The organism is Bradyrhizobium sp. 23 (assembly GCF_023073295.1).
Lineage (GTDB): Bacteria > Pseudomonadota > Alphaproteobacteria > Rhizobiales > Xanthobacteraceae > Bradyrhizobium > Bradyrhizobium canariense_D.
Genome location: NZ_JADPJF010000037.1, coordinates 33,034 through 54,303 on the forward strand (window position 1 = coordinate 33,034; position 21,270 = coordinate 54,303).

The 21,270-nt window shown below is 64.7% G+C and carries 17 protein-coding genes; 11 read left to right on the forward strand and 6 right to left on the reverse strand.

The window, feature by feature from the left end; genetic code table 11:
- Both IVB32_RS06115 and IVB32_RS06120 read right to left on the reverse strand, forming a co-directional pair.
- Positions 1-965, reverse strand: a 965-nt coding sequence (locus IVB32_RS06115) for a M48 family metallopeptidase (protein ID WP_247409995.1), incomplete at its 3' end; no start/stop codon positions are given.
- 3 nt (positions 966-968) lie between these two features.
- The gene (locus tag IVB32_RS06120; protein WP_039798822.1) at positions 969-2,123 is read right to left on the reverse strand and encodes a YjgN family protein; all 1,155 of its coding nucleotides are present in this window, start codon (positions 2,121-2,123) and stop codon (positions 969-971) included.
- 370 nt (positions 2,124-2,493) lie between these two features.
- Between IVB32_RS06120 and IVB32_RS06125 the strand changes: the two genes are divergently transcribed.
- Together IVB32_RS06125 and IVB32_RS06130 are read left to right on the forward strand one after the other, a co-directional pair.
- Complete coding sequence (locus IVB32_RS06125) at positions 2,494-3,759, forward strand: cytochrome P450 (RefSeq protein ID WP_018453688.1); 1,266 nt, start codon at positions 2,494-2,496, stop codon at positions 3,757-3,759.
- Between the two features lie 93 nt (positions 3,760-3,852).
- The gene (locus IVB32_RS06130; protein WP_018453687.1) at positions 3,853-5,127 is read left to right on the forward strand and encodes a cytochrome P450; all 1,275 of its coding nucleotides are present in this window, start codon (positions 3,853-3,855) and stop codon (positions 5,125-5,127) included.
- 322 nt (positions 5,128-5,449) lie between these two features.
- On the opposite strand, the gene IVB32_RS06135 is transcribed toward IVB32_RS06130, so the two are convergent.
- On the reverse strand, positions 5,450-6,370 hold the full coding sequence (locus IVB32_RS06135; RefSeq protein ID WP_085349559.1) for a LysR substrate-binding domain-containing protein: 921 nt from the start codon (positions 6,368-6,370) through the stop codon (positions 5,450-5,452).
- A gap of 124 nt (positions 6,371-6,494) precedes the next feature.
- Here IVB32_RS06135 and IVB32_RS06140 point away from each other — a divergent pair, with 124 nt between their 5' ends.
- From IVB32_RS06140 to mdlC, 4 genes are all read left to right on the forward strand, one after another.
- Complete coding sequence (locus tag IVB32_RS06140) at positions 6,495-7,664, forward strand: acyl-CoA dehydrogenase family protein (protein ID WP_018453685.1); 1,170 nt, start codon at positions 6,495-6,497, stop codon at positions 7,662-7,664.
- A gap of 10 nt (positions 7,665-7,674) precedes the next feature.
- On the forward strand, positions 7,675-8,778 hold the full coding sequence (locus IVB32_RS06145) for a CaiB/BaiF CoA-transferase family protein (protein ID WP_026232572.1): 1,104 nt from the start codon (positions 7,675-7,677) through the stop codon (positions 8,776-8,778).
- 15 nt (positions 8,779-8,793) lie between these two features.
- Positions 8,794-9,642 carry a MaoC family dehydratase N-terminal domain-containing protein gene (locus IVB32_RS06150; protein ID WP_018453683.1) on the forward strand — a complete coding sequence of 283 codons (849 nt, stop codon included), beginning with the start codon at positions 8,794-8,796 and terminating at the stop codon, positions 9,640-9,642.
- Positions 9,643-9,780: 138 nt separating this feature from the next.
- Positions 9,781-11,403 (forward strand): benzoylformate decarboxylase, encoded by a 1,623-nt coding sequence (gene mdlC / locus IVB32_RS06155; RefSeq protein WP_247296115.1) that lies wholly within the window; start codon positions 9,781-9,783, stop codon positions 11,401-11,403.
- Between the two features lie 60 nt (positions 11,404-11,463).
- Here mdlC and IVB32_RS06160 read toward each other — a convergent pair whose 3' ends face one another.
- Both IVB32_RS06160 and IVB32_RS06165 read right to left on the reverse strand, forming a co-directional pair.
- Entirely contained in the window at positions 11,464-12,258 is a 795-nt protein-coding gene (locus IVB32_RS06160) for an SDR family oxidoreductase (RefSeq protein WP_018453681.1), read from the reverse strand.
- Between the two features lie 56 nt (positions 12,259-12,314).
- Entirely contained in the window at positions 12,315-13,010 is a 696-nt protein-coding gene (locus tag IVB32_RS06165; RefSeq protein WP_018453680.1) for a hemolysin III family protein, read from the reverse strand.
- Between the two features lie 184 nt (positions 13,011-13,194).
- Between IVB32_RS06165 and IVB32_RS06170 the strand changes: the two genes are divergently transcribed.
- Complete coding sequence (locus tag IVB32_RS06170; RefSeq protein WP_026232571.1) at positions 13,195-14,664, forward strand: YcjX family protein; 1,470 nt, start codon at positions 13,195-13,197, stop codon at positions 14,662-14,664.
- Positions 14,661-15,689 (forward strand): TIGR01620 family protein, encoded by a 1,029-nt coding sequence (locus tag IVB32_RS06175; protein ID WP_018453678.1) that lies wholly within the window; start codon positions 14,661-14,663, stop codon positions 15,687-15,689. Before IVB32_RS06170 ends, IVB32_RS06175 begins: the two co-directional genes overlap by 4 nt.
- Before the next feature lie 193 nt (positions 15,690-15,882).
- Here the strand turns inward: IVB32_RS06175 and IVB32_RS06180 are convergent, their stop codons facing one another.
- Positions 15,883-17,448, reverse strand: a complete 1,566-nt coding sequence (locus tag IVB32_RS06180) for a glycosyltransferase family 39 protein (protein WP_018453677.1) — start codon at positions 17,446-17,448, stop codon at positions 15,883-15,885.
- A gap of 225 nt (positions 17,449-17,673) precedes the next feature.
- Here IVB32_RS06180 and IVB32_RS06185 point away from each other — a divergent pair, with 225 nt between their 5' ends.
- The 3 genes from IVB32_RS06185 (at position 17,674) to IVB32_RS06195 (ending at position 21,062) form a co-directional block, all read left to right on the forward strand.
- Positions 17,674-19,407, forward strand: coding sequence for an adenylate/guanylate cyclase domain-containing protein (locus IVB32_RS06185; protein WP_018453676.1), 1,734 nt, complete (start codon positions 17,674-17,676; stop codon positions 19,405-19,407).
- A 135-nt stretch (positions 19,408-19,542) separates the two neighbouring features.
- Positions 19,543-20,742 (forward strand): molybdopterin-dependent oxidoreductase, encoded by a 1,200-nt coding sequence (locus tag IVB32_RS06190; RefSeq protein WP_018453675.1) that lies wholly within the window; start codon positions 19,543-19,545, stop codon positions 20,740-20,742.
- An 11-nt stretch (positions 20,743-20,753) separates the two neighbouring features.
- Entirely contained in the window at positions 20,754-21,062 is a 309-nt protein-coding gene (locus tag IVB32_RS06195; protein WP_026232570.1) for a sulfite:cytochrome C oxidoreductase subunit B, read from the forward strand.
- Positions 21,063-21,270 lie beyond the last annotated feature (208 nt).

Consider the following 21,270-nt stretch of genomic DNA (forward strand, 5'->3'; position numbering starts at 1 on the left):
AGGCCGCCGCCTTCCTTGCCGGTGATGCGGAACATCAATTCGGCTGCAGGCTTAGGCGAACGGCCGAGCTTGTGCATGATCTCGATGGCAAACGTATCCGCAGCGGTCTCGGCCTCGCGCGAATAGGAAGCCTCAACCACGCTGCGCGAGGCGAAGATCACGGCGCTCGAGCCAGTGACGTCGCCGAACAACAGGCCGATCAGGAACGAGGTGCCGCCGTTGTAGATCAGGCCGCGCATGTTGTCGTAATGCTTGAGATGACCGAGCTCGTGGGCGAGGATGCCGGCGATCTCGTCGGCATTTTCGGCCTTGTCGAGCAGGCCCTTCAGCACGAACACCTTGCCGCCCGGCAGCGCGAACGCGTTCGGCACCGGGGTCGGCAGCACGCCCGCGGTCATGGAATCGTCGTCGAGGCCGGCGGCATCGCGCAGCCGATTGACGAGCTTGACGAAGGCGGCTTTCCCCGCCCCATCCTGGCACTCGCTGCGCCCGAAGATCGTCTTCACCTGAACCTCCGCCGCATCTCCAATGCGCCGCTCGATCGGTTTCGGCACCAGCGGCGCGAGGCGGTCGGCAGCGAGCGGCACGCCGAACAGCACGACGCAGACAATGGAGACGGCGGCAGCCATCGACCAGCCGACGATTTTTGCGACCCCGCGGCGCGAGGTCTGGTGCTCGTCGAGCCGCATGCAGCGCGCGGTCACGTCTGACGCGAGCAGAGCGTCGCGGATTTCCAGCCGGGCCAGCGGCGGAGCGGAAGCGCAGGCGAGCCGCAAGATGCCGGGCGGGCTATCGGCGCAGCGGATGTCGGCATAGGCCCAGCGAACGGGCGTCGCACCCTCTTCGAGGATCTCGAGCGCGTCACCGAGCGTCAGCGCCACCTGCCGCCTGCGGCTCGACACGCCGTCGAAGAAGATCGTCGGCTTTGCGGATTGCGCCGGGACCTCTGTGGACAACTCACTCACAGCTCAGAATCCCGCGACATCGAGTCCATCGGCAAAGCCTTCGCCGAGCGCGCTGGCGAGCTCGGCGCTGCCGCGCACATCCGCCGCGGCTCCGATGTTGTGCACCTCGACAGTTTCCAGCACCTTGGCCCAGAGATCGCGCTGGAGATAGACCCGCATGACGATGTTGAGGGCGAGAGCGAGTGCGAAGTAGCCGATCACCATCATCACCAGCGTCGGGATGCTCTTGGCGGCATTGCCCCGCACCAACGCCTGCTCGACCGAAAGACCGCTCAGCTTGACGACGAGCATGGTCGCTCCGCCGATATAGGCGGCGAAGATGGCCGAGAGCAGCATCCACCAGCCGATCACTTTCCAGTACAACGCGTAGAATGCGTTGTGCGGCAATTGCGAGGACACGCTGACGTCGCCGATGCGGATACCGTCGAGCCACCAGCGCCACTCGCGCGCCTTGAACTCGGCATAGAAGAACGGCGCGAGCGGGAAGATCACCATCGCGATCGGGCTCAGCAGCCACAGCCACCAGCCGCGCTTGAAGAATGTCCAGCCGTCGCCTTCGAAATCGCCGCGTAAATCGCCGTAATGGGTGTGCCGCATCTTGTAGCGTTCGAGCGAGGCCTCGCGCCACGGCAATGCGAGCCCGAGCGTCAGGAACACGAGCAAGCCCCACAGCATGGCGCGGAACGAATAGGCCCAGCCCGATCCGTCCATCCAGAACCGCACGCCGCGCCAGACCGTGCGCGTCAGGCGATAGCGCCGCGCGCGAAAGATCGCAAACTGACCAAAGGCGTAGAAGCTGATGAACAGCGGCGTCGAGGCAAAGCCCTGCCAGCGTTCGAACTCGATACCGACAAGGAAGTAAGCGAGGTAGATCGGCACCAGGATCGCGAGCGCGAACAGGAAGCCGACCAGCAGCTCCTTGGCCCGCCCGGTATATTCGGCGGCGTCGCCATCAACCGCGGTGTTCGCCCACAGATGACGGCGGATGTCGGTGACGAGCCAGAACCGGTAGAAGCCGAAGGTGACGAGCTCGAGCAGGGCACCCTTGGTGACCAATTTGCGAAACTCGGTACGGTTGCCGGTGAAATCGACCCGCGTGGGCGGCAGCGGCGGGGGTAAGGGTTCGGAGCCGATGGGGGCCCATTGCATGTCGTTCACGGCGGCAACCTCGGGGTGCGGACCTGGTTCGATCAAACTTATAGATCAGAGATTAGTCGATCCCCAAGATGGGCGGGTTCGATTTAGCTCGATTCCGGTCGATTTCTGGCACGATTCCACGGCCGAGGGCGTGCGCGAGATCACGTTGTTGGATCAATGGCCTCGTAGTCCGGATGGAGCGCAGTGCAATCCGGGACAGCGGCAGTGGCGGACCGAATCCCGGATTTCGCTCCGCTCCATCCGGGCTACATCACACCCATGTGGCAAAACTCGCCCTTGCTCCGGCGCAGACAACCGGCTGTAATTGCAAATCAAATACCGCAGCGCAGAATTCAACGAGAACGCGCGGTTGATGTCAGGGAGAGCGGTCATGCATGGGACCATCGAAAACGCGGCGAAGCTCGACGCGTTACGCGCACGCGCTACGTCACTGCCGCTGGAGCAGTTCGATCCGGGCGACCCAGAGCTGTTCAGGACCGATACGTTCTGGCCCTATTTCGATCGCCTGCGCCGCGAAGATCCCGTGCACTATTGCAAGGACTCGATGTTCGGGCCGTATTGGTCGGTGACGCGCTACAACGACATCATGGAGATCGAGACCAATCATTCGGTATTCTCCTCGGCCTCCTCGCTCGGCGGCATCACCATCCGCGACATCGATCCGGAACTGCGCCGCGAGAGCTTCATCTCGATGGACCCGCCGCGCCATGCGGCGCAGCGCAAGACCGTGGCGCCGATGTTCACGCCGACGCATCTGGACAATCTCGCGCTCAGCATCCGCCAGCGCTCGGCCGAGTGCCTGGACAATCTGCCCCGCGGCGAGGTGTTCGACTGGGTCGACCATGTCTCGATCGAGCTCACCACGCAGATGCTCGCGGTGCTGTTCGACTTTCCCTGGGAGGATCGCCGCAAGCTGACGCGCTGGTCGGACATCGCGACCACCATTCCCGGCCCCGACGGCCTCGTCGCCACCGAAGACGAGCGTCAGGCCGAGCTGACGGAATGCGCGGGCTATTTCACGCGACTGTGGAAGGAACGCATCGAACAGCCGCCGAAGAGCGACCTGTTGTCGATGATGGCGCATGGCGCCGCGACGCGCGACATGGACGCGAAGAACTTCCTCGGCAATCTCATCCTTCTGATCGTCGGCGGCAACGACACCACCCGCAACACCATGTCGGGCTCGCTCCACGCGCTGAGCCAGCACCCGGAGCAATATCGCAAGCTGCGCGAAAACCCAGCGCTTCTCGACAGCTTCGTGCCGGAAGTGATCCGCTGGCAGACGCCGCTGGCCCATATGCGGCGCACAGCGCTTGCGGACTTCGAGTTCCGCGGCAAGCAGATCAAGAAAGGTGACAAGGTCGTGATGTGGTACGTCTCGGGCAACCGCGACGCCGATGCGATCGAAAAGCCTTACGAATTCATCATTGACCGCGCGCGGCCGCGCACGCATCTCTCGTTCGGCTTCGGCATCCACCGCTGCGTCGGCTTGCGGCTTGCCGAACTCCAGCTCAAGATTATCTGGGAAGAGATCCTCAAGCGATTCGACCATATCGAGGTGGTCGGCGAACCCAAGCGGGTCTATTCGAGTTTCGTGAAGGGTCTTGAAACCTTGCCGGTGAAGATCGCGGCTTAGATTCGCAAAGATGAGTTCGACACGTCCACAAGGAAGCTGTGCCCCCTCTCCCGCACGCGGGAGAGGTCAAGCAAGCAACTGGAGCAAACCACCATGAACATCCAAGCGCCGGTTCAAGTGGACAAGGCCGAACGCATGCGCAGGGCGCGCGAGGAGGCCTATGCGACGCCGCTGGCGCAATTCCACCCGGGCGCGCCCAGGCTGTTCCAGGACGACACCCTGTGGCCGTGGTTCGAGCGGCTGCGCAAGGAAGAGCCGGTGCATTACTGCACCAATGCGCCGATCGAGCCGTATTGGTCGGTGGTGAAGTACAACGACATCATGCATGTCGACACCAATCACGGCCTGTTCTCCTCGGATTCAACGCTCGGCGGCATCGGGATCCGCGACGTGCCGGAAGGCTATGACTGGCCGAGCTTCATCGCCATGGACCAGCCGCGTCATTCGTCGCAGCGCAAGACGGTGTCGCCGATGTTCACGCCGACGCATCTGGACGAACTGGCAAAACTGATCCGCCAGCGCTCGCAGACCGTGCTCGACAATCTGCCGCGCAACGAGACCTTCAATTTCGTCGAGCGCGTCTCGATCGAGCTGACGACGCAGATGCTAGCCACCCTGTTCGACTTCCCCTGGGAAGAACGGCGCAAGCTGACGCGCTGGTCCGATGTCGCGACCGCGCTGCCCAAGAGCGGCATCGTGGCCTCGGCCGAAGAGCGCCGCCGCGAGATGGACGAATGCTACGCCTACATGTCCAAGCTCTGGAACGAGCGCGTCAACTCCGCGCCGCGCAACGACCTGCTGTCGCTGATGGCGCACAACGACGCCACGCGCTTCATGGACCCCGATAATCTCATGGGCAACATCATCCTGCTCATCGTCGGCGGCAACGACACCACGCGCAACACCATGACCGGCTCGGTGCTGGCATTGAACGAGAATCCGGAGCAGTACGACAGGCTGCGCGCCAACCCGGAACTGATCGATTCCATGGTGCCCGAAGTGATCCGCTGGCAGACCCCGCTCGCGCATATGCGGCGCACCGCGCTGCAGGACACTGAAGTTGGCGGCAAGCACATCAAGAAGGGCGACCGCGTCGTGATGTGGTACGTCTCCGGCAATCGCGACGAGGAGATGTTCGAAAAGCCGAACGAGTTCATCATCGACCGCCCGCGGCCGCGGACCCATCTCTCCTTCGGCTTCGGCATCCACCGCTGCGTCGGCATGCGCCTCGCCGAACTCCAGCTCAAGATCGTCTGGGAAGAGATGCTGAAGCGCTTCGACCGCATCGAGGTAGTCGGCGAGCCCAAGCGGATCTATTCGAGCTTCATCAAGGGGTACGAGTCGCTGCCGGTGAGGATTCCGGGGTAGAGTGCTCGCTATACGGCAGGTGTTTCTCAACCTCAGCTGTCATGCTCCGCGACCCGGCTACGCCAAGGCTTCGCCGGGCTGAGGTCCAGGGGCGCCGAAGCTTTAGCGTAGGCGGCAAGCGGGGCATCCAGTATGCCGCGGCTTCTCGGCTCAAGCACTGCGGGCTCTGGAATACTGGATTTGCCCACCTTCGCGGGCAATGACACGCGGGGGTGGATTGAGAGCGGGCGACTCCACCCCAGCTATAAAATTCCGGCATGACAGCTCGCGCAACATGCGATGGGTCGCATACGGCCTTCTGTCCTAAACCGCACCGCCACATCTAACTCAACTTGATGTCCCACACGCCGTCCTTGCGGCAGGCGGCGACTTCCTCGCGCAGGAGGGCGGTGACGGCAAGCGAGGCCGTCGAGACCGGACGGTCGATCGGAGAGGCGAATATGAGTTCGCGCGTCATCGGCTTCGAGACGACAGCCGTTTCCAGCCGCCCGTCCGCGACCTCGCCGTGGACCGACGAGGGCGGCAGCAGCGCGAAGCCGAGGCCTTCCTCGACGAGGCTCGTGAGCACGCGGAACGAATCCGCCTCGAGCTGGACGTTGAGCTTGATCTTGCGCTGGGCCGCCGCATGCTCGATCAGCGCACGGAGACCGTGGGAATGACTGGGCAGCACCAGCCGTTGCCGCAGCAGCCAGCCGACATCGACGCTCTTCTTGCGCGCGAGGCCACAACCGCGCGGACCAACCGCGACGATGTTGTCGCGCCCCAAGCTCTCCACGTTGAGATGCAGATCGGCGGAGCGGCCGTAGAGGATGGCGAGATCCATCTCGCCGCGATGCAGCCATTCGACGAGATGGCCGCTGTAGCTCTCGACGATGCGCAGCGAAATGCCGGGAAATTTTTCGACGCAGCGCCGCGCGAAGCGCGCCGACAGCACGCAGCTCACGGTCGGGACCAGGCCGAGCACGACCTGGCCCGATGGCGGCCCCTTGGACGACTGGATGTCGTCGCGGATCTGGTCGATCTGCCGCACGATACCGGAGGTGCGCGCCAGCAAGAGGCGGCCGGCATCCGTGAGCACCATGCCGCGGCCGTTGCGGGTGAACAATTCCGTGCGCAGCTCGTGTTCCAGGAGCTTGATCTGCCTGGAGAGCGCCGGCTGCGCCACGCGCAACGTATCGGACGCCTTGGAGAGGCTGCCGAGCTCCGCCACGCAACTGAAGGTCCTGAGCTGACGGAAATCCATGCTTGCCAATCCTGGAAGGCTACTCCATACGCTATAGCAAATGAGCATAGGGGGCTGGCAGTGTTTTCACAACGCCAGAGGATCGGCCGGCGTTATCTTAACTGCCGCACATACGGGAAACCCCATGAGTGAAGAACACCACACCGAAGATCACGCCGACATCCGCGAAGCCGTCGCAAAGCTCTGCGCGCAGTTTCCCGGCGAATACTGGCGCAAGCTCGACCGTGAGATGGCCTACCCGAAGGCCTTCGTCGACGCGCTGACCGAGGCCGGCTATCTCTCGGTGCTGATCCCCGAGGAATATGGCGGCGCGGGCTTGAAGCTTTCAGCGGCCGCGGCGATCCTCGAAGAGATCCAGCGCGCGGGCTGCAACGGCGGCGGCTGCCACGCCCAGATGTACACGATGGGCACCGTGCTGCGGCACGGCAATGACGAGCAGAAGGCAAAATATCTGCCGAAGGTCGCGAGCGGCGAATTACGGCTGCAGGCCTTCGGCGTCACCGAGCCGACCAGCGGCACCGACACCACTTCGCTGAAGACCTTCGCGCGCAAGGACGGCAACGCCGGCTACGTCGTCAACGGCCAGAAGATCTGGACCAGCCGCGCCGAACATTCCGACCTGATGCTCCTGCTGGCGCGCACCACGCCGAAGGACCAGGTCAAGAAGCGCACGGATGGACTTTCGGTGTTCATCGTCGACATGCGCGAGGCCAAGAACAAGGGCCTCGAGATCCGCCCGATCCGCACCATGATGAACCATGCCACCACCGAAGTGTTCTTTACCGACATGAAGGTGCCGGCGGAAAATCTGATCGGCGAAGAGGGCAAGGGCTTTCGCTACATCCTCTCCGGCATGAATGCCGAGCGCATTTTGATTGCTGCCGAATGCGTCGGCGACGCCAAATGGTTCATCGCCAAGGCCACCAGCTACGCCAAGGAGCGCAGCGTTTTCGGCCGGCCGATCGGCCAGAACCAAGGCATCCAGTTCCCGATCGCCAAGGCCTACGCCGCGATGCGCGCGGCCGAACTGATGGTGAAGGAAGCGACGCGCAAATACGAGGCCGGGCTCGACTGCGGCGCGGAGGCCAACATGGCCAAGATGCTCGCAGCCGATGCGTCGTGGGAAGCGGCGAATGCCTGCGTCCAGACCCATGGCGGCTTCGGCTTCGCCGAGGAGTACGACGTCGAGCGCAAATTCCGTGAGACGCGGCTCTATCAGGTCGCGCCGATCTCGACCAACCTCGTGCTGTCCTTCATCGCCGAGCACGTCCTCGGCATGCCCCGCTCGTACTGAGGCAGCCATCATGGGAGCACTTGACGGGATCAGGGTGATTGCGGTCGAGCAGGCGGTGGCGGCACCGTTCTGCTCGTCGCGGCTGGCGGATGCCGGCGCGGAAGTCATCAAGATCGAGCGGCCCGAGGGCGATTTTGCCCGCGGCTATGACGCGGCGGCCAAGGGCCAGAGCAGCTACTTCGTGTGGCTCAACCGCGGCAAGCAATCGGCGGTGGTCGATCTCGCCACCAGGGAAGGCTGCGCCGAACTGGAGCGACTGATCGCGAGCGCCGACGTGCTGATCCAGAATCTCAAGCCCGGCTCGATGGACAAGCTCGGCTTTTCGCGGGAGCGGCTCTTGAAGGATTATCCCAGGCTGATTTCATGCACGATCACCGGCTATGGCGACGACGGCCCCTATGCGCACCGCAAGGCCTATGATCTCCTGATCCAGGCCGAGAGCGGCCTTGCCTCGATCACCGGCAATCCCGACGGCGCCTCGCGCGTCGGCATGTCCATCGTCGACGTCGCGACCGGTGCCACCGCGCATGCGGCGATCCTGGAGGCGCTGATCGGGCGCGGACGCACCGGCAAGGGCGCCGACATCCGCATCTCTATGTTCGACGTGATGGCGGACTGGTGCACCGTGCCGCTGCTCAATTCCGAAGCCGGTAATCCGCCCAAGCGCATGGGGCTGCGCCATCCCTCGATCGCGCCCTATGGCGTGTTCACGTCTAGCGACGGCAAGGACATCCTGATTTCGATCCAAAGCGAGCGCGAGTGGAAGACGCTTTGCGCAAAAGTGCTGGACCAGCCCGATCTGCCCGCCGATCCGCGCGTGGCCAACATGGTCGAGCGCGTGCGCAACCGCGACTTCACCGACAAGACGGTCGCGGATGCCTTCGGCAAGATGACGCGCGATGAGCTATTGAAGCGGCTGTCCGAGGCCGACATCGCCTTTGCCGAGGTCAACACCATGGCGGACCTCACCAAGCATCCGCATCTGCGCCGCATCGAGGTGGACACGCCGCAGGGACGCGTCAGCTATCCCGCGCCGGCGCCGATCATTGTCGGCGAGACGCGCAGCTATGGTGCTGTACCGGCGATCGGCGAAAATCCCCAATCCAAGAAATAACAAGAGCGAGGCGTCATGACCGAGAAGCTCGACATCGATCATCTCAGGCAATGGATCGGCCGCAGCGAAGAGGCCACCGACACCGTCACCGCGCAGCTCGTGAAGGGCCTGCGTGCGACGCTGTTCCAGGAGGTCGGCGCGCCCAAGCCGGGCGACGCGGCGCCGTTCACGGTGCATTGGTGCCTGGCGCAGCCGGTGTTTCCGATGTCGATGCTCGGCCCCGACGGCCACCCCACCCGCGGCGGCTTCCTGCCTCCGGTGCCGCTGCCGCGCCGGATGTGGGCCGGCGGCGAGATCGAGTTCCTGCAGCCGCTGCGCGTCGGCGACGAATCGACGCGGAGCTCGCGCATCGCGGACGTACAGGTGAAGACCGGCTCGACCGGCACGCTGTGCTTCGTCTCGGTCGAGCACAGCATCTCCTCGCCGCGCGGCATCGCCATCCGCGAGCGGCAGGACATCGTCTATCGCGAGATGACGACGACGTCCGCGCCGGCAAAGGCGCCGCCTCCGCCGCCGAAGGCGCAGCATCGCCAGACGCATGTCTCCGATCCCGTGCTGCTGTTTCGTTATTCCGCGCTGACCTTCAACGGCCACCGCATCCATTACGACCGCGACTACGTCACCAAGGTCGAGGGATATCCGGGCCTGATCTTCCACGGGCCGTTGCAGGCAACCTTCATCATCGAGATGGCGGCGAAGCTGCGCGGCGGCAAGCCGCCGAAGAAGTTCACCTATCGCGGCCTCCAGCCGCTGTTCGAGGGCTCGGAGTTCTCCATCAACGCCAACGAGACCGCTGATGGCATGGAGCTGTGGACCGCGAACGCGGAGGGGCAGCCGACGATGAAGGGGACCGCGGTGTGGTGATGGTCTCTCCTCGTAATTGCGAGGAGCGAAGCGACGAAGCAATCCAGACTGTCGCCGCGGCGGCATTCTGGATTGCTTCGCTGCGCTCGCAATGACGGGTGAGGTAGCAGCGCCGATGGACAACAGGGAACGGCAACCATGGTGAAGAACGGCAAAGCCACAACCAAATCCGTCACCGTCAAGCAGGCGACGCTCGACCTGCTACGCTCCTTCGGCATCAAGAAGGTATTCGGCAATCCCGGCTCGACCGAGCTGCCGTTCCTGAGCGACTGGCCCGACGACATCGACTACGTGCTCGCGCTTCAGGAAGCCTCCGCCGTCGGCATGGCCGACGGCTATGCGCAGGCGACGCGCAATGCCGGCTTCGTCAATCTGCATTCGGCCGCCGGCGTCGGCAACGCGCTCGGCAACATCTATACCGCGCATCGCAACCAGACGCCGCTGGTGATCACCGCGGGCCAGCAGGCACGCTCGATCCTCCCCTTGCAGGCGTTCCTCTATGCCGAGCGTGCGTCCGAATTCCCGCGGCCTTATGTGAAGTACAGCGTGGAGCCGGCGCGGCCCGAGGACGTTCCGGCCGCCATCGCGCGCGCCTATTACACCGCGATGCAGCCGCCATGCGGGCCGACCTTCGTCTCGATCCCGGTCGACGACTGGGCGCATGCGGCCGCTCCCATCGAAGCACGCAAGGTCAGCCGCGAGATCGGGCCCGAAGCTGACGCGATGAAGGCGCTGGTCACCGCATTCAATTCAGCCAAGCACCCTGCCCTCGTCGTCGGCCCCGGCGTCGATCGCGCCGGCGCGGTCGACCTGATGGTGCGCGTGGCCGAGAAGGCCAGGGCCAGCGTCTGGGTCAGCCCGTTTTCGGCGCGCTGCTCGTTCCCGGAACGTCATCCCCAATTCGCGGGTTTCCTGCATGCCTCGCCGGCGCAATTGTCGGACGCGCTGCGCGAGCACGACCTCGTCGTCGTGATCGGCGCGCCGGTGTTCACCTTCCACGTCGAGGGCCATGCCGCGATCTTCGACGGCGGCGCGACGATCTTCCAGATCACCGATGACCCGGATGCCGCGGCGGTGACGCCGGTCGGCACCAGCATCATCGCGACGATGAAGCCGGCGCTCGCAATGCTGCTCGACCTCTTGCCGGAGAGCAAGCGCGCGGCACCGAAGGGGCGAACGCTGCCGCCGGCCCTGCTAGCCGGCGATCCGTTGCCGGTCGAATTCCTGCTGCATTCGCTGTCGCAGGCGATGCCGGACGGCGCGTCGCTGGTCGAGGAAATCCCCTCGCACCGGCCGGCCATGCAAAAGTTCATGCCGATGCGCGGCCAGGACAGTTTTTACACCATGGCGAGCGGAGGCCTCGGCTACTCGCTGCCGGCCGCGGTCGGCATGGCGCTCGGCAAGCCGACGAGCCGCACGGTGTGCCTGATCGGTGACGGCTCGGCGATGTATTCGATCCAGGCGCTGTGGACCGCCGCGCAGCGCAAGCTGCCGCTCACCATCATCGTCATCAACAATTCCGGCTACGGCGCGATGCGCTCGTTCAGCCAGGTGATGCAGGTGAGGAACGTGCCGGGACTCGAGTTGCCGGGGATCGATTTCGTGCGGCTGGCCGAGGGCATGGGCTGCCATGCGGTGCGGGTGAGCAAGGCGGCCGAACTGGGCGAGGCGCTCAAGCGCGGGATGGCATTCGAAGGGACGAGCCTGGTGGAGGTGGTCGTGGATTCGGCGGTGCCGGTGCTGTACGGGCAGAAGCATTGAGGGCCGACCGTCGTCCTGGCGAAAGCCAGGACGACACCGGAGGTCGTGGCAGGCCCCTTCCTACGTCCCGAAATCTTCCCGCATCTTAGCCTGGATCTTGGCCATGCCGCCGATCCAACGGTCGTAATTCTCGGTCTTCTTGCGCATGTAGCCGAGCACCTGCGGGTGCGGCAGGATCAGGAACGTCTCCTGATCGAGACCGGCGAGCACGTCCTTGGCGACCTGCTCGGGCGAGAGGTCGCCGTCGCCGGATTGCGGGCCTTTGGGGATCGAACGCAGCATGTTGGTGTCCACGCCCTGCGGGCAGAGGATCGAGACACGGATGTTGTGCGCCTTGTGCGAGATCGCGAGATTTTCGGCAAAGCCGACCGCGGCATGCTTGGTGGTGGAGTAAGCCGGGCTGCCGACCTGCGACAGCAGGCCGGCGGCCGAGATCGTGTTAAGGAAATAGCCGCCGCCGCGCGCCTTCATGCGCGGGATCAGATGCCGCGCCGCATAGACATGCGCCATGACGTGGATCGCCCAGCTGCGCTGCCAGGGCTCATCCGAGGCGCCGCCGGCATTGACCGACATCGGGTCGAAGCCGCCGCCGATGCCGGCATTGGAGCAGAACAATTCGATCGGGCCGAACTGACGCTCGGTCTCCTCGATGACGTGGGAAATATCCTTTTCCTGCGCGACATCGCATTTGAAGGCCGCGCCATCCACCGTGGCCGCGACCGCCCGCGCGTTGTCCGCGTCCATGTCGGCGACGACGACCTTGGCCGCACCCGCCTTGTGAAAGGCTTCGCACAGCGCCTTGCCGATGCCGTTGGCGCCGCCCGTGACGACCACGACCTTGCCGGTCACCTGCATGCGACGTCTCCTCTTGTCTTGTACCGTTTTGGCTTATTGCGCTTCGCGGAGCTTGCTCAGCTCAACACGAGGTCGAGCACCGCGGTATAATGGCACGCCGCGCCGGCCAAGACAAAGCCGTGCCAGATCGCATTCTGGAAGCGCAGCCGCCGCCAGGCATGAAAGATCACGCCGAAGCTGTAGAGCAGTCCACCCGCAAGGACGAAGCCCAGCACCAGCGCAGGCAGCGCCTTGACCACGGAATCGTAGAGCATGATGCCGCTCCAGCCCATCGCTAGGTAGATCCCGACCGCAACGCGGTCGAACCGGCCGGGGTAGAGAAGTTTCAGCACGATGCCGAGGAGCGCCACGCACCAGACGCCGGCGAGCAGCACCAGCGCGAACCCACTGTCCTTCACCTCCAGGATGAACGGCGTGTAGGTCGCCGCGATCAGGAGATAGATCGCCGAATGGTCGAAGCGCCGCAGCAGCCATTTGGCCGGCGAGACTGGCCACAGATTATAGGTCGCCGACAACACCAGCATCGAAAGCAGGCCGGCGACGTAGATCGAGACGCCGACGATGTCGGTCGCGTCGGCAAAGAGCACCGTCAGCACCACCAGCACGGTCGCGGCAATGATGCCGCAGAGCACGCCGATCGCGTGGATCACGCCGTCGGCGATCAACTCGGCGCGGTCGTAATGCCAGCCGACCGCGTCGGCGGCTGCGTGGACGGAGGAGGATGCGAGCTGTTTCAATTGGAAGACGGTCATGGCAATCCGCAAGGTGAGTTAATACCCTCTTGTATGGGTGTTTCGGGATCGGCGCGTCGTTCAAACGGCTGATTTGCCGACAAAGACGGTGGAAGTATGAAGCTTGATTTTCCTCAGGCAGTTGCCACTTTTGTGATTAGTCCTTTTTGCCTATCCGCCCTCGCCCGGGATTCCCAACGTTCATATGGCATTTAGTTTCCAGGATATGATCGAGGAGGCGCGCCTGTCGGCTCGGGCGCTGATCGACTACGGCGAGCATTTCTTCAATCCGACGGTACGATTGGGGGTTACCGGCCTGTCCCGGGCCGGCAAGACGGTGTTCATTACCGCGCTGATCCACGGCCTCACCCGTGGCGGCCGGTTTCCGGTGTTCGAGGCCTATTCATCCGGGCGGATCGCGCGGGCGCATCTGGCGCCGCAGCCGGACGACGCGGTGCCGCGCTTTGCCTATGAGAGCCATCTGCGCGCGCTGATCGAGGAGCGGCGCTGGCCGAACTCGACTGTCGACATCAGCGAGCTCAGGCTCGTCATCGACTACCAGCGCCAGAACGGCGCCGACCGCACGCTGACGCTCGACATCGTCGACTATCCCGGCGAGTGGCTGCTCGACCTGCCGCTGCTTCAGAAGAGTTTTGAGCAATGGTCGGCCGAAAGTCTCGCCTTGTCACGCGAGGCGCCGCGCGTCCATCTTGCCGCGGATTGGCACGCGCATCTCGCAACGCTCAAGCCCGAGGCGCGCGAGGACGAGCAGGCGACGCTGACGGCCGCAAAGCTCTTCAGGGGCTATTTGCAAGGCTGCCGCGACGAGCGGTTTGCGATGAGCCTGCTGCCGCCCGGCCGCTTCCTGATGCCGGGCAATCTCGCCGACACACCGGCGCTGACCTTTGCGCCGCTCGACGTACCCGCGGGTGGCCAGGCGCCGGAGGGATCGCTGTGGGCGATGATGGTGCGCCGCTATGAGGCCTACAAGGACGTCGTGGTGCGGCCGTTCTTCCGCGATCATTTTGCTCGGCTCGATCGCCAGATCGTACTGGCCGACGCGCTCGCCGCGTTCAACGCCGGCCCCGAAGCGCTGCACGATCTCGAAGCCGCACTCGCGGGCATTCTCGACTGCTTCAACATCGGCCGCAGCACATTCCTCTCCGGCCTGTTCCGGCCGCGGATCGACCGCGTGCTGTTCGCGGCGACCAAGGCGGATCATCTGCATCATTCCAGCCATGACCGGCTCGAGGCCGTGCTGCGCCGCGCGGTCACCCGCGCCGTTGCGCGCGCGGAAAATACCGGTGCGGCGATCGACGTCGTCGCGCTCGCCGCCGTCCGCGCCACGCGCGAGGCGCAGGTCGCGCATGGCCGTGACAAATTGCCGTCGATCTTGGGAACGCCCGCCGCGGGAGAAAGCGCCGGCGGCGAATTCTTCGACGGCAGCACCGAGGTGGCAACCTTTCCGGGCGACCTGCCCTTGGATCCCGAGCCGTTGTTCAACGGCACCGACGCATTCCGCGGCCTCTCGACCGAGGCCGCCGGGAAGAGCGATTTTCGCTTCCTGCGCTTCCGTCCGCCGAAGCTCGAACGTGAGGGGGCCGACCACCCGGCGCTGCCTCACATCCGCCTCGACCGTGCCTTGCAGTTCCTGATCGGAGACAAATTGTCATGAACGACCGATCGAAGCCACGGCGACCGGCGACGTTCCGGCTCGACGACCCCGGCGTCGTCGTCACCGAGGCCGACGAGACGACCCGGCTCGGCCGTACCACCATCCAGATCACGCCGGAGCCCGATCCGGCGAATTTGCCGGTGCCAATCGCAGCGACGCTTCCGGCGCGGCGCGGCTTTCCCTGGGGCCCAATGTTCTGGTCCGGCGTTGCCGGGCTGACGCTGCTCGGGGTCGGACTCGGCGTCGTCCGTCTGATCGAGGATCTGTTTGCGCGCAGCGACAGCCTCGGCTTCGTCGGAGTGGCCCTTGCCTTCATCACCGCGCTTGCGCTCGCGGTGGTGACCGGACGCGAGGCTTTCGGGCTGGCGCGGCTAGCAACCATCGAAAAGCTGCATCAGCGCGCAGCCGCTGTTCTTGCCAGCGACGATCGCAAGGAGAGCCGCATCATCGTGCAGGATCTGCTCAAGATAGCGCATCAGAACCCGCAGCTCGCGCGCGCCCGTGCCGCCCTGGAGAGCCACGCCGGCGAGATCATCGACGGCGCCGACATGATCCGGCTCGCCGAGCGCGAATTGATGTCGCCGCTGGACATCGAGGCGCGGCGGCTGGTGTCGTCAGCCGCGCAAAAAGTCTCAATCGTCACGGCGGTGAGCCCGCGAGCGGCGATCGACGTGATGTTTGTGTTCATCGTGTCGCTGCGCCTGATCCGCCAGCTCGCTTTCCTCTATGGCGGCCGGCCTGGCGCGCTGGGCATGATCCGCCTGCTCCGCCATGTCATCGCCCATCTCGCCATCACCGGCGGCATGGCGGCGAGCGACAGCCTGGTGCAGCAGATGCTCGGCCACGGCATTGCGGCGAAGCTGTCGCAGCGGCTGGGCGAAGGCATGCTGAATGGATTACTGACGGCGCGGCTCGGCCTCGCCGCAATCGACGTCACACGGCCGTTGCCGTTCGCCGCACTGCCGCCGCCGAAGCTGTCGGACCTCGCGACGGATCTGCTGCGGAAGAAGGACGAGGAAGAGTAGAACGCCATCTTGCGCGGCGGACTCGTTTTCCCCTCTCCCCTTGCGGGAGAGGGTGGCTCGCCGCAGAGCGGCGAGACGGGTGAGAGGTTCTCTCCGCGCGCGCCTCTCGCAGTCGTCTTAGCGGATAGAGACCCCTCATCCGGCGCTTCGCGCCACCTTCTCCCGCAAGGGGAGAAGGAAGAAGGCCGCCTTGCTAGGCGAGCGTACGCCGCTCAAACTCGCCCGCCAGCACGCGCCACCGGAACAGCGGCGAGTCTTTCGGCGGCGACAGCTCTGGGGTCCAGCCGGTGAGCTTTTCCAGCGTGTACGTGTCCATCACGAGACCGCGCCAGCGGCGCTCGACCTGACCGAGCGGCTCGCGCTTGGCGGGGATGTTCTCCCACAGTGATGAGCGATTGTCCGGCTCGCGCCCGACATAGATGCCGACGTGGCCCTTGATCCGGTCCATGCCCGGATCGCGAAAGTCCTGGAAGCGGCCGCGCTCGTTGATCTCGATCACCGGCACCCGGCCCCTGAACAGCCAGCGCATCATGGCATAGGTGCGGTAGTCCGTGGTGGCGATCCAGGTCGCGCCAGTCTCGTCCAATGCGGCCTGTGCGCGCGCGGCGACCTGCTCGTAACCGGACTCGGCACCGATCGGATCGATCTTGCCAAGTAAATTCCAGGGCGCGGCGACGTAGTAGAGGAACACGATGACGACAAAGGCGGTGCCGGAGACCACCGCCGTGTTGACCCAGAACAGCGACGATCTGATCATCCGCGCCGACCATTTTTCACGCGACAGCATGGTGAGGTTGACAGCGGCGGCGGCGAAACCGACCGGCCACATGAACATCGGCCAGGTGTCGCCGACGCGGAGGGTCAGCGATTTCGCCAGGAAATAGAGAAACGGCACCAGGACCGCGGTCGACAGCAAAATCGCGACCGGCTCGCGCGTGCTATAGCCGCGCCACGCCGTCAGCACCACCCCCGTCAGTACCACCGGCAGCATGACGAAGCCGACCAGTCCGAATTGCAGGCCGATGTAGTCGCCGAATGTGCGGAGCGAGATGCCGTAGCTGGTGGTGGCGCGCACACCCTGGAAGCGAATCGCGGCCCAGTCGTGCTGCACGTTCCAGATCAGGACCGGCGAGAACACGGCGATTGCGATCAGGACCGCGAGATAAGGATAGGGGCTGCGCAACCAGCGCCAGCGCCAATCCGGCACCAGCAGAAAGGCGGCAACCGCCGGTGCGAACATGATCACGGTAAATTTCGACAGCATCGCGAGCCCGGCGAACAGGCCGGCCGCGAGCCACCAGCGGCCGTCGCCGCCCTGCGCGAGCCGCACCAGGCACCACATCATTGCCACCGCAAACGGGATCATGGCGACATCGGGCGCGACCTTGGCCATCAGCAGTCCGTAATAGAGCGCGGCCTCCGGCATCAGCACCGCGAGCACGACGGCGCGCACATCATGAGTGAGGCGGCGGACGATGTCCGCGAGCAGGAGCTGCGTCACCAGCATCGCGACGATGCCGCCGAAGCGCACACCGAGTGTGGTGTCGCCGAAGATCGCAGTACCGAACCGGATCAGCCAGGCGATGCCGGGGGGATGATCCAGGAAGCTGAGCGCCGTCTCCTGCGACCAGGTCCAGTAATAGGCCTCGTCCGTGCGCAGCTCGATGACCGAGGCGTAGACGATGCGCAGCAGCGTCATCGCGGCGATGATCGCCGCGGCCATGACGAGCGGCCGGCGCGCCGCGCCGGCGGGGAGCATCGTGATGTCGGGAGCTGTCCTCACGGCGGCGCTTTTCGCCAACCTGGGAGGGGGAGTCAATGTTGGGTACCGTCGTCCCGGATCCGCGTGCGCCCCCGGGGGTGCTTGTCCAGGACGACACGGAGATTGCGGCCGCTTGCCGCGCATGTGATCGGGCGCGCTATCCACCCCCGGAATTAAACGCGACGCTGGCTGTTCTCCTTCATGAACTGATACAACAGAATCATGGCCGCAACCGCATCCACACGATTTTCCGATCTTTCCCGCGCCATCAGCGTACGCCAGGTGCGGCTGGTTTGCGGTGTCATCCTGTTCGCCTATGTGGTCAGCCATTTCCTCAACCATGCGCTCGGCAACATCTCGGTCGATGCCATGGAGATCGGGGTCTACTACCACATGCTGTTCTGGCAGTTCCTGCCGGTTGCGATCGTGTTCTACACGGCGGCGCTCACGCATATGGGGCTCGGCATCTACGCGTTGTATCAGCGCCGGCAGTTCCGTTGGCGGACGGTCGAGCCGCTGCAGCTCGTGCTGGGCTTGAGCATCCCCGCGCTGGTCATGGCGCATGTGATCGGGGTGCGGCTCGGTCAGACGCTTTACGGACACCAAAAACTCTATCCGCAGGAACTCTATCTGTTCTTCGTCGCGTCGAACCGTATCTGGACCATGACGATCCTGCTTCTCATCGCCTGGGTGCACGGCTGCATCGGCATCTATTTCTGGCTTCGCCTCAAACCGTTCTTCACGCGCGCGGCGCCCTATCTGCTCGCGGCTGCCGTGCTGATCCCGACGCTGTCGCTGCTGGGTGTCTACCAGGGTGGCCGCAGCGTCGAGGTCGAGGCCGACGACGGGGAATGGCGGACGCACAATCTCACGCGCCGCCAGCTGGGCACCACGGCAGAGGCCGCGATGCTCGACCGCATCACCGGCGGCCTCACCGCCGGCTATCTCGGACTGCTCGCTTTGGCGCTGCTGGCGCGTGGCGCGCGCGCCCTGTGCGAGCGGCGCGGCGGCATGATCGCGCTGTCCTACGGCAACGGCAAGACGGTGCGCGTCCCCAAGGGCCTCTCCGTGCTGGAAGCGAGCCTGCGCCACAATGTGCCGCATGCCAGCGTCTGCGGCGGCCGCGCCCGCTGCTCGACCTGCCGCATCCGCATCATCGGCGATCATGGCGCCCTGCCCGAGCCGTCGCAGCGCGAGGCGTTCGTGCTCACCCGTGTCGGCACCAGTGACCCCTCGATCAGGCTGGCCTGCCAGCTGCGGCCGACGTCGGATCTCTCCTTCTTCCAGCTCTTCACCGCGCATACGCTTTCGGCGAACACACAGGCCTCGACGCCTGCCAGAATCGGCCAGGAGCGCTATCTCGTCAGCCTGTTCGTGGATATGCGCGGCTCGACGCAGCTGGCCGAGAAGCGGCTGCCGTTCGACACCGTGTTCATCGTCAACCGCTTCCTCGGCGCCGTCTCGCAGGCTGTGATCGAGAATGGCGGCCAGCCGAACCAATTTGTCGGCGACGGCATGCTGGCGCTGTTCGGACTGAGCGCCGATCCGCAAACCGCCTGCCGGCAGGCGCTGAAGGCCGCCGCCGGCATCGCCAGGCATATCGATGAGCTCAACGAGCTCCTGTCCCACGATCTACGCCAGCCGATCCGCTTCGGCATCGGCATCCATGGCGGCGAGGTCATCATCGGTGACATCGGGTATCGCGATCACATCGTCTTCACGGCGCTGGGCGATGCTGTCAACGTCGCGGCCCGCCTCCAGGACATGACCAAGACGCTGGCCTGCGAAGCGATCGTCTCGGAGGAAGTCCGCCGGACCGCCGGCCTTGCCGACGATGCGCTGCCGCAGCAGGAGGTCGCGATCCGCGGCCGCGACGAACCGATGGCCGTGCGTGTGGTTGCGGACGCGAGGGAGCTGTCGGCGCTCGTCGATCCCGGCGAACGCGTCGCGGCGTAACACCGGCTTGCTGCAACGCAGCGGCATGGGCCTGCTGCGAAAGCACGAATTGACTTCATCTGAGTCGTTGCGACAGATGAGTGAGAGATCGCGGTGATGACCGTGATCCAACGAAAAGCTCCGGGAGGAGACCACATGTTCGATCGACGCGACCTGCTCAAAGGAGCGGGCCTTGCCGCTGTTGCGACTGCACTGAACTCGACCAAAGCGCTGGCACTCGACACCGTCGCCCTGCCCTTTGCCAATGGCGAACGGCCTTTGGTGAAATATCCGCAGAAGCGGCCGATGATCGGCCTGACCAGCCGCCCGCCGCAGCTCGAGACGCCGTTCGCGGTGTTCAACGACGGCCCGATCACGCCGAATAACGCGTTCTTCGTGCGCTATCACCTTTCCGACCTGCCCTACAGTCTCGACCCCGACAAGTTCACGCTCGAGGTCAAGGGCAAGGTCGACAAGCCGCTCAAGCTGTCGCTGAAGGATATAAGGAAGATGAAGGCGACCGAGATCGTCGCCGTCAACCAGTGCTCCGGCAACAGCCGCGGCTTCCTGGATCCGCGCGTGGCCGGCGGTCAGCTCGCCAACGGCGCGATGGGCAATGCGCGCTGGCGCGGCGTGCCGCTGAAGGCCGTGCTGGCGATGGCGGGCGTGCAGAGCGGCGCCAAGCAGGTCACCTTCAACGGCATGGACGGTCCGGTCAGCGACAAAACGCCCGATTTCGTCAAGGCGCTCGATATCGATCACGCCAACGACGGTGAGGTGATGCTGGCCTATGGCATGAACGGCGAAGACCTGCCGTTCCTCAACGGCTTTCCGCTGCGCCTGATCGTGCCCGGCTATTTCGGCACCTATTGGGTCAAGCACCTCAACGAGATCACCGTCGTCGACAATGTCTATGACGGGTTCTGGATGAAGTCGGCCTATCGCATTCCGGACACGCCGAACAATGCGGTCGAGCCGGGCACCGCGCCGAAGGCGACGATCCCGATCAACCGCTTCACCATCCGTTCCTTCATCACCAGCGTCCCGGACGGAGCCAAGCTGAAAGCAGGCGGCACGACGCTGCGCGGCATCGCCTTCGACGGCGGCAAGGGTATCAAGGAGGTCGCGGTCTCCACCGACGGCGGGAAGACCTGGACCAACGCCAGGCTCGGCAAGGATCTCGGCAAATACTCATTCCGTGAATGGACGCTGCCGGTGAAGCTCGCGGCGGGCTCCCACGAGCTCAAGGTGCGCGCCACCGGCAATGGCGGCGAAACCCAGCCGGATACGCCGCGCTGGAATCCGGCGGGTTACTTGCGCAACGTCGTCGAAACCGTCCGCGTTACCGTGGCTTGAGGGGAATGATCATGCAGCGCACCGTTTTCCTCGCCATCACGCTCGCCCTCGCCGCCGTGGTGGGTTCGGCACTTGCAGCACCGGTCAATTACAAGACCCCCGATGAGGTCGCGGCGTTCAAGCTCGGGCCCAATCTCGAAGTCGTGCAGGGCAATTGCAGCGCCTGCCACTCCGCCGACTACATCAACACGCAGCCGCCGATGAAGGACAAGAAAGGTTTCTGGCAGGCCGAGGTGACCAAGATGATCAAGGTCTATGGCGCCCCCATCGACGATGCCGATGTCAGCAAGATCGTCGATTATCTGGCCGCGACTTATTGACGGATGGCGCGCGGCGCGCCGACCAAGTGACCGCGAAAAGGGCAAATCCGGCAAAAACGCCGCGAAGTTGAGCGGAATTCGCCGAAATGCCGATGTGGTTTGAGCTACCAAGCCAGCCACATTCCGCGTATCGTATTAGGACCGAACCGGCCGGTTGGCGGGGACTGGCGGTTCGAGATCTCGGAGGAAGACCCGCGGAGAAGTCGTG

What these genes read in the sequence shown, in the direction of transcription:
- IVB32_RS06125 (WP_018453688.1), top strand. Translation starts at nt 2,494, where the DNA reads ATGCATGGGACCATCGAAAACGCGGCGAAGCTCGACGCGTTACGCGCA.
- IVB32_RS06130 (WP_018453687.1), top strand. Translation starts at nt 3,853, where the DNA reads ATGAACATCCAAGCGCCGGTTCAAGTGGACAAGGCCGAACGCATGCGC.
- IVB32_RS06135 (WP_085349559.1), bottom strand. Translation starts at nt 6,370, where the DNA reads ATGGATTTCCGTCAGCTCAGGACCTTCAGTTGCGTGGCGGAGCTCGGC.
- IVB32_RS06140 (WP_018453685.1), top strand. Translation starts at nt 6,495, where the DNA reads ATGAGTGAAGAACACCACACCGAAGATCACGCCGACATCCGCGAAGCC.
- IVB32_RS06145 (WP_026232572.1), top strand. Translation starts at nt 7,675, where the DNA reads ATGGGAGCACTTGACGGGATCAGGGTGATTGCGGTCGAGCAGGCGGTG.
- IVB32_RS06150 (WP_018453683.1), top strand. Translation starts at nt 8,794, where the DNA reads ATGACCGAGAAGCTCGACATCGATCATCTCAGGCAATGGATCGGCCGC.
- mdlC (WP_247296115.1), top strand. Translation starts at nt 9,781, where the DNA reads ATGGTGAAGAACGGCAAAGCCACAACCAAATCCGTCACCGTCAAGCAG.
- IVB32_RS06160 (WP_018453681.1), bottom strand. Translation starts at nt 12,258, where the DNA reads ATGCAGGTGACCGGCAAGGTCGTGGTCGTCACGGGCGGCGCCAACGGC.
- IVB32_RS06165 (WP_018453680.1), bottom strand. Translation starts at nt 13,010, where the DNA reads ATGACCGTCTTCCAATTGAAACAGCTCGCATCCTCCTCCGTCCACGCA.
- IVB32_RS06170 (WP_026232571.1), top strand. Translation starts at nt 13,195, where the DNA reads ATGGCATTTAGTTTCCAGGATATGATCGAGGAGGCGCGCCTGTCGGCT.
- IVB32_RS06175 (WP_018453678.1), top strand. Translation starts at nt 14,661, where the DNA reads ATGAACGACCGATCGAAGCCACGGCGACCGGCGACGTTCCGGCTCGAC.
- IVB32_RS06180 (WP_018453677.1), bottom strand. Translation starts at nt 17,448, where the DNA reads ATGCTCCCCGCCGGCGCGGCGCGCCGGCCGCTCGTCATGGCCGCGGCG.
- IVB32_RS06185 (WP_018453676.1), top strand. Translation starts at nt 17,674, where the DNA reads ATGGCCGCAACCGCATCCACACGATTTTCCGATCTTTCCCGCGCCATC.
- IVB32_RS06190 (WP_018453675.1), top strand. Translation starts at nt 19,543, where the DNA reads ATGTTCGATCGACGCGACCTGCTCAAAGGAGCGGGCCTTGCCGCTGTT.
- IVB32_RS06195 (WP_026232570.1), top strand. Translation starts at nt 20,754, where the DNA reads ATGCAGCGCACCGTTTTCCTCGCCATCACGCTCGCCCTCGCCGCCGTG.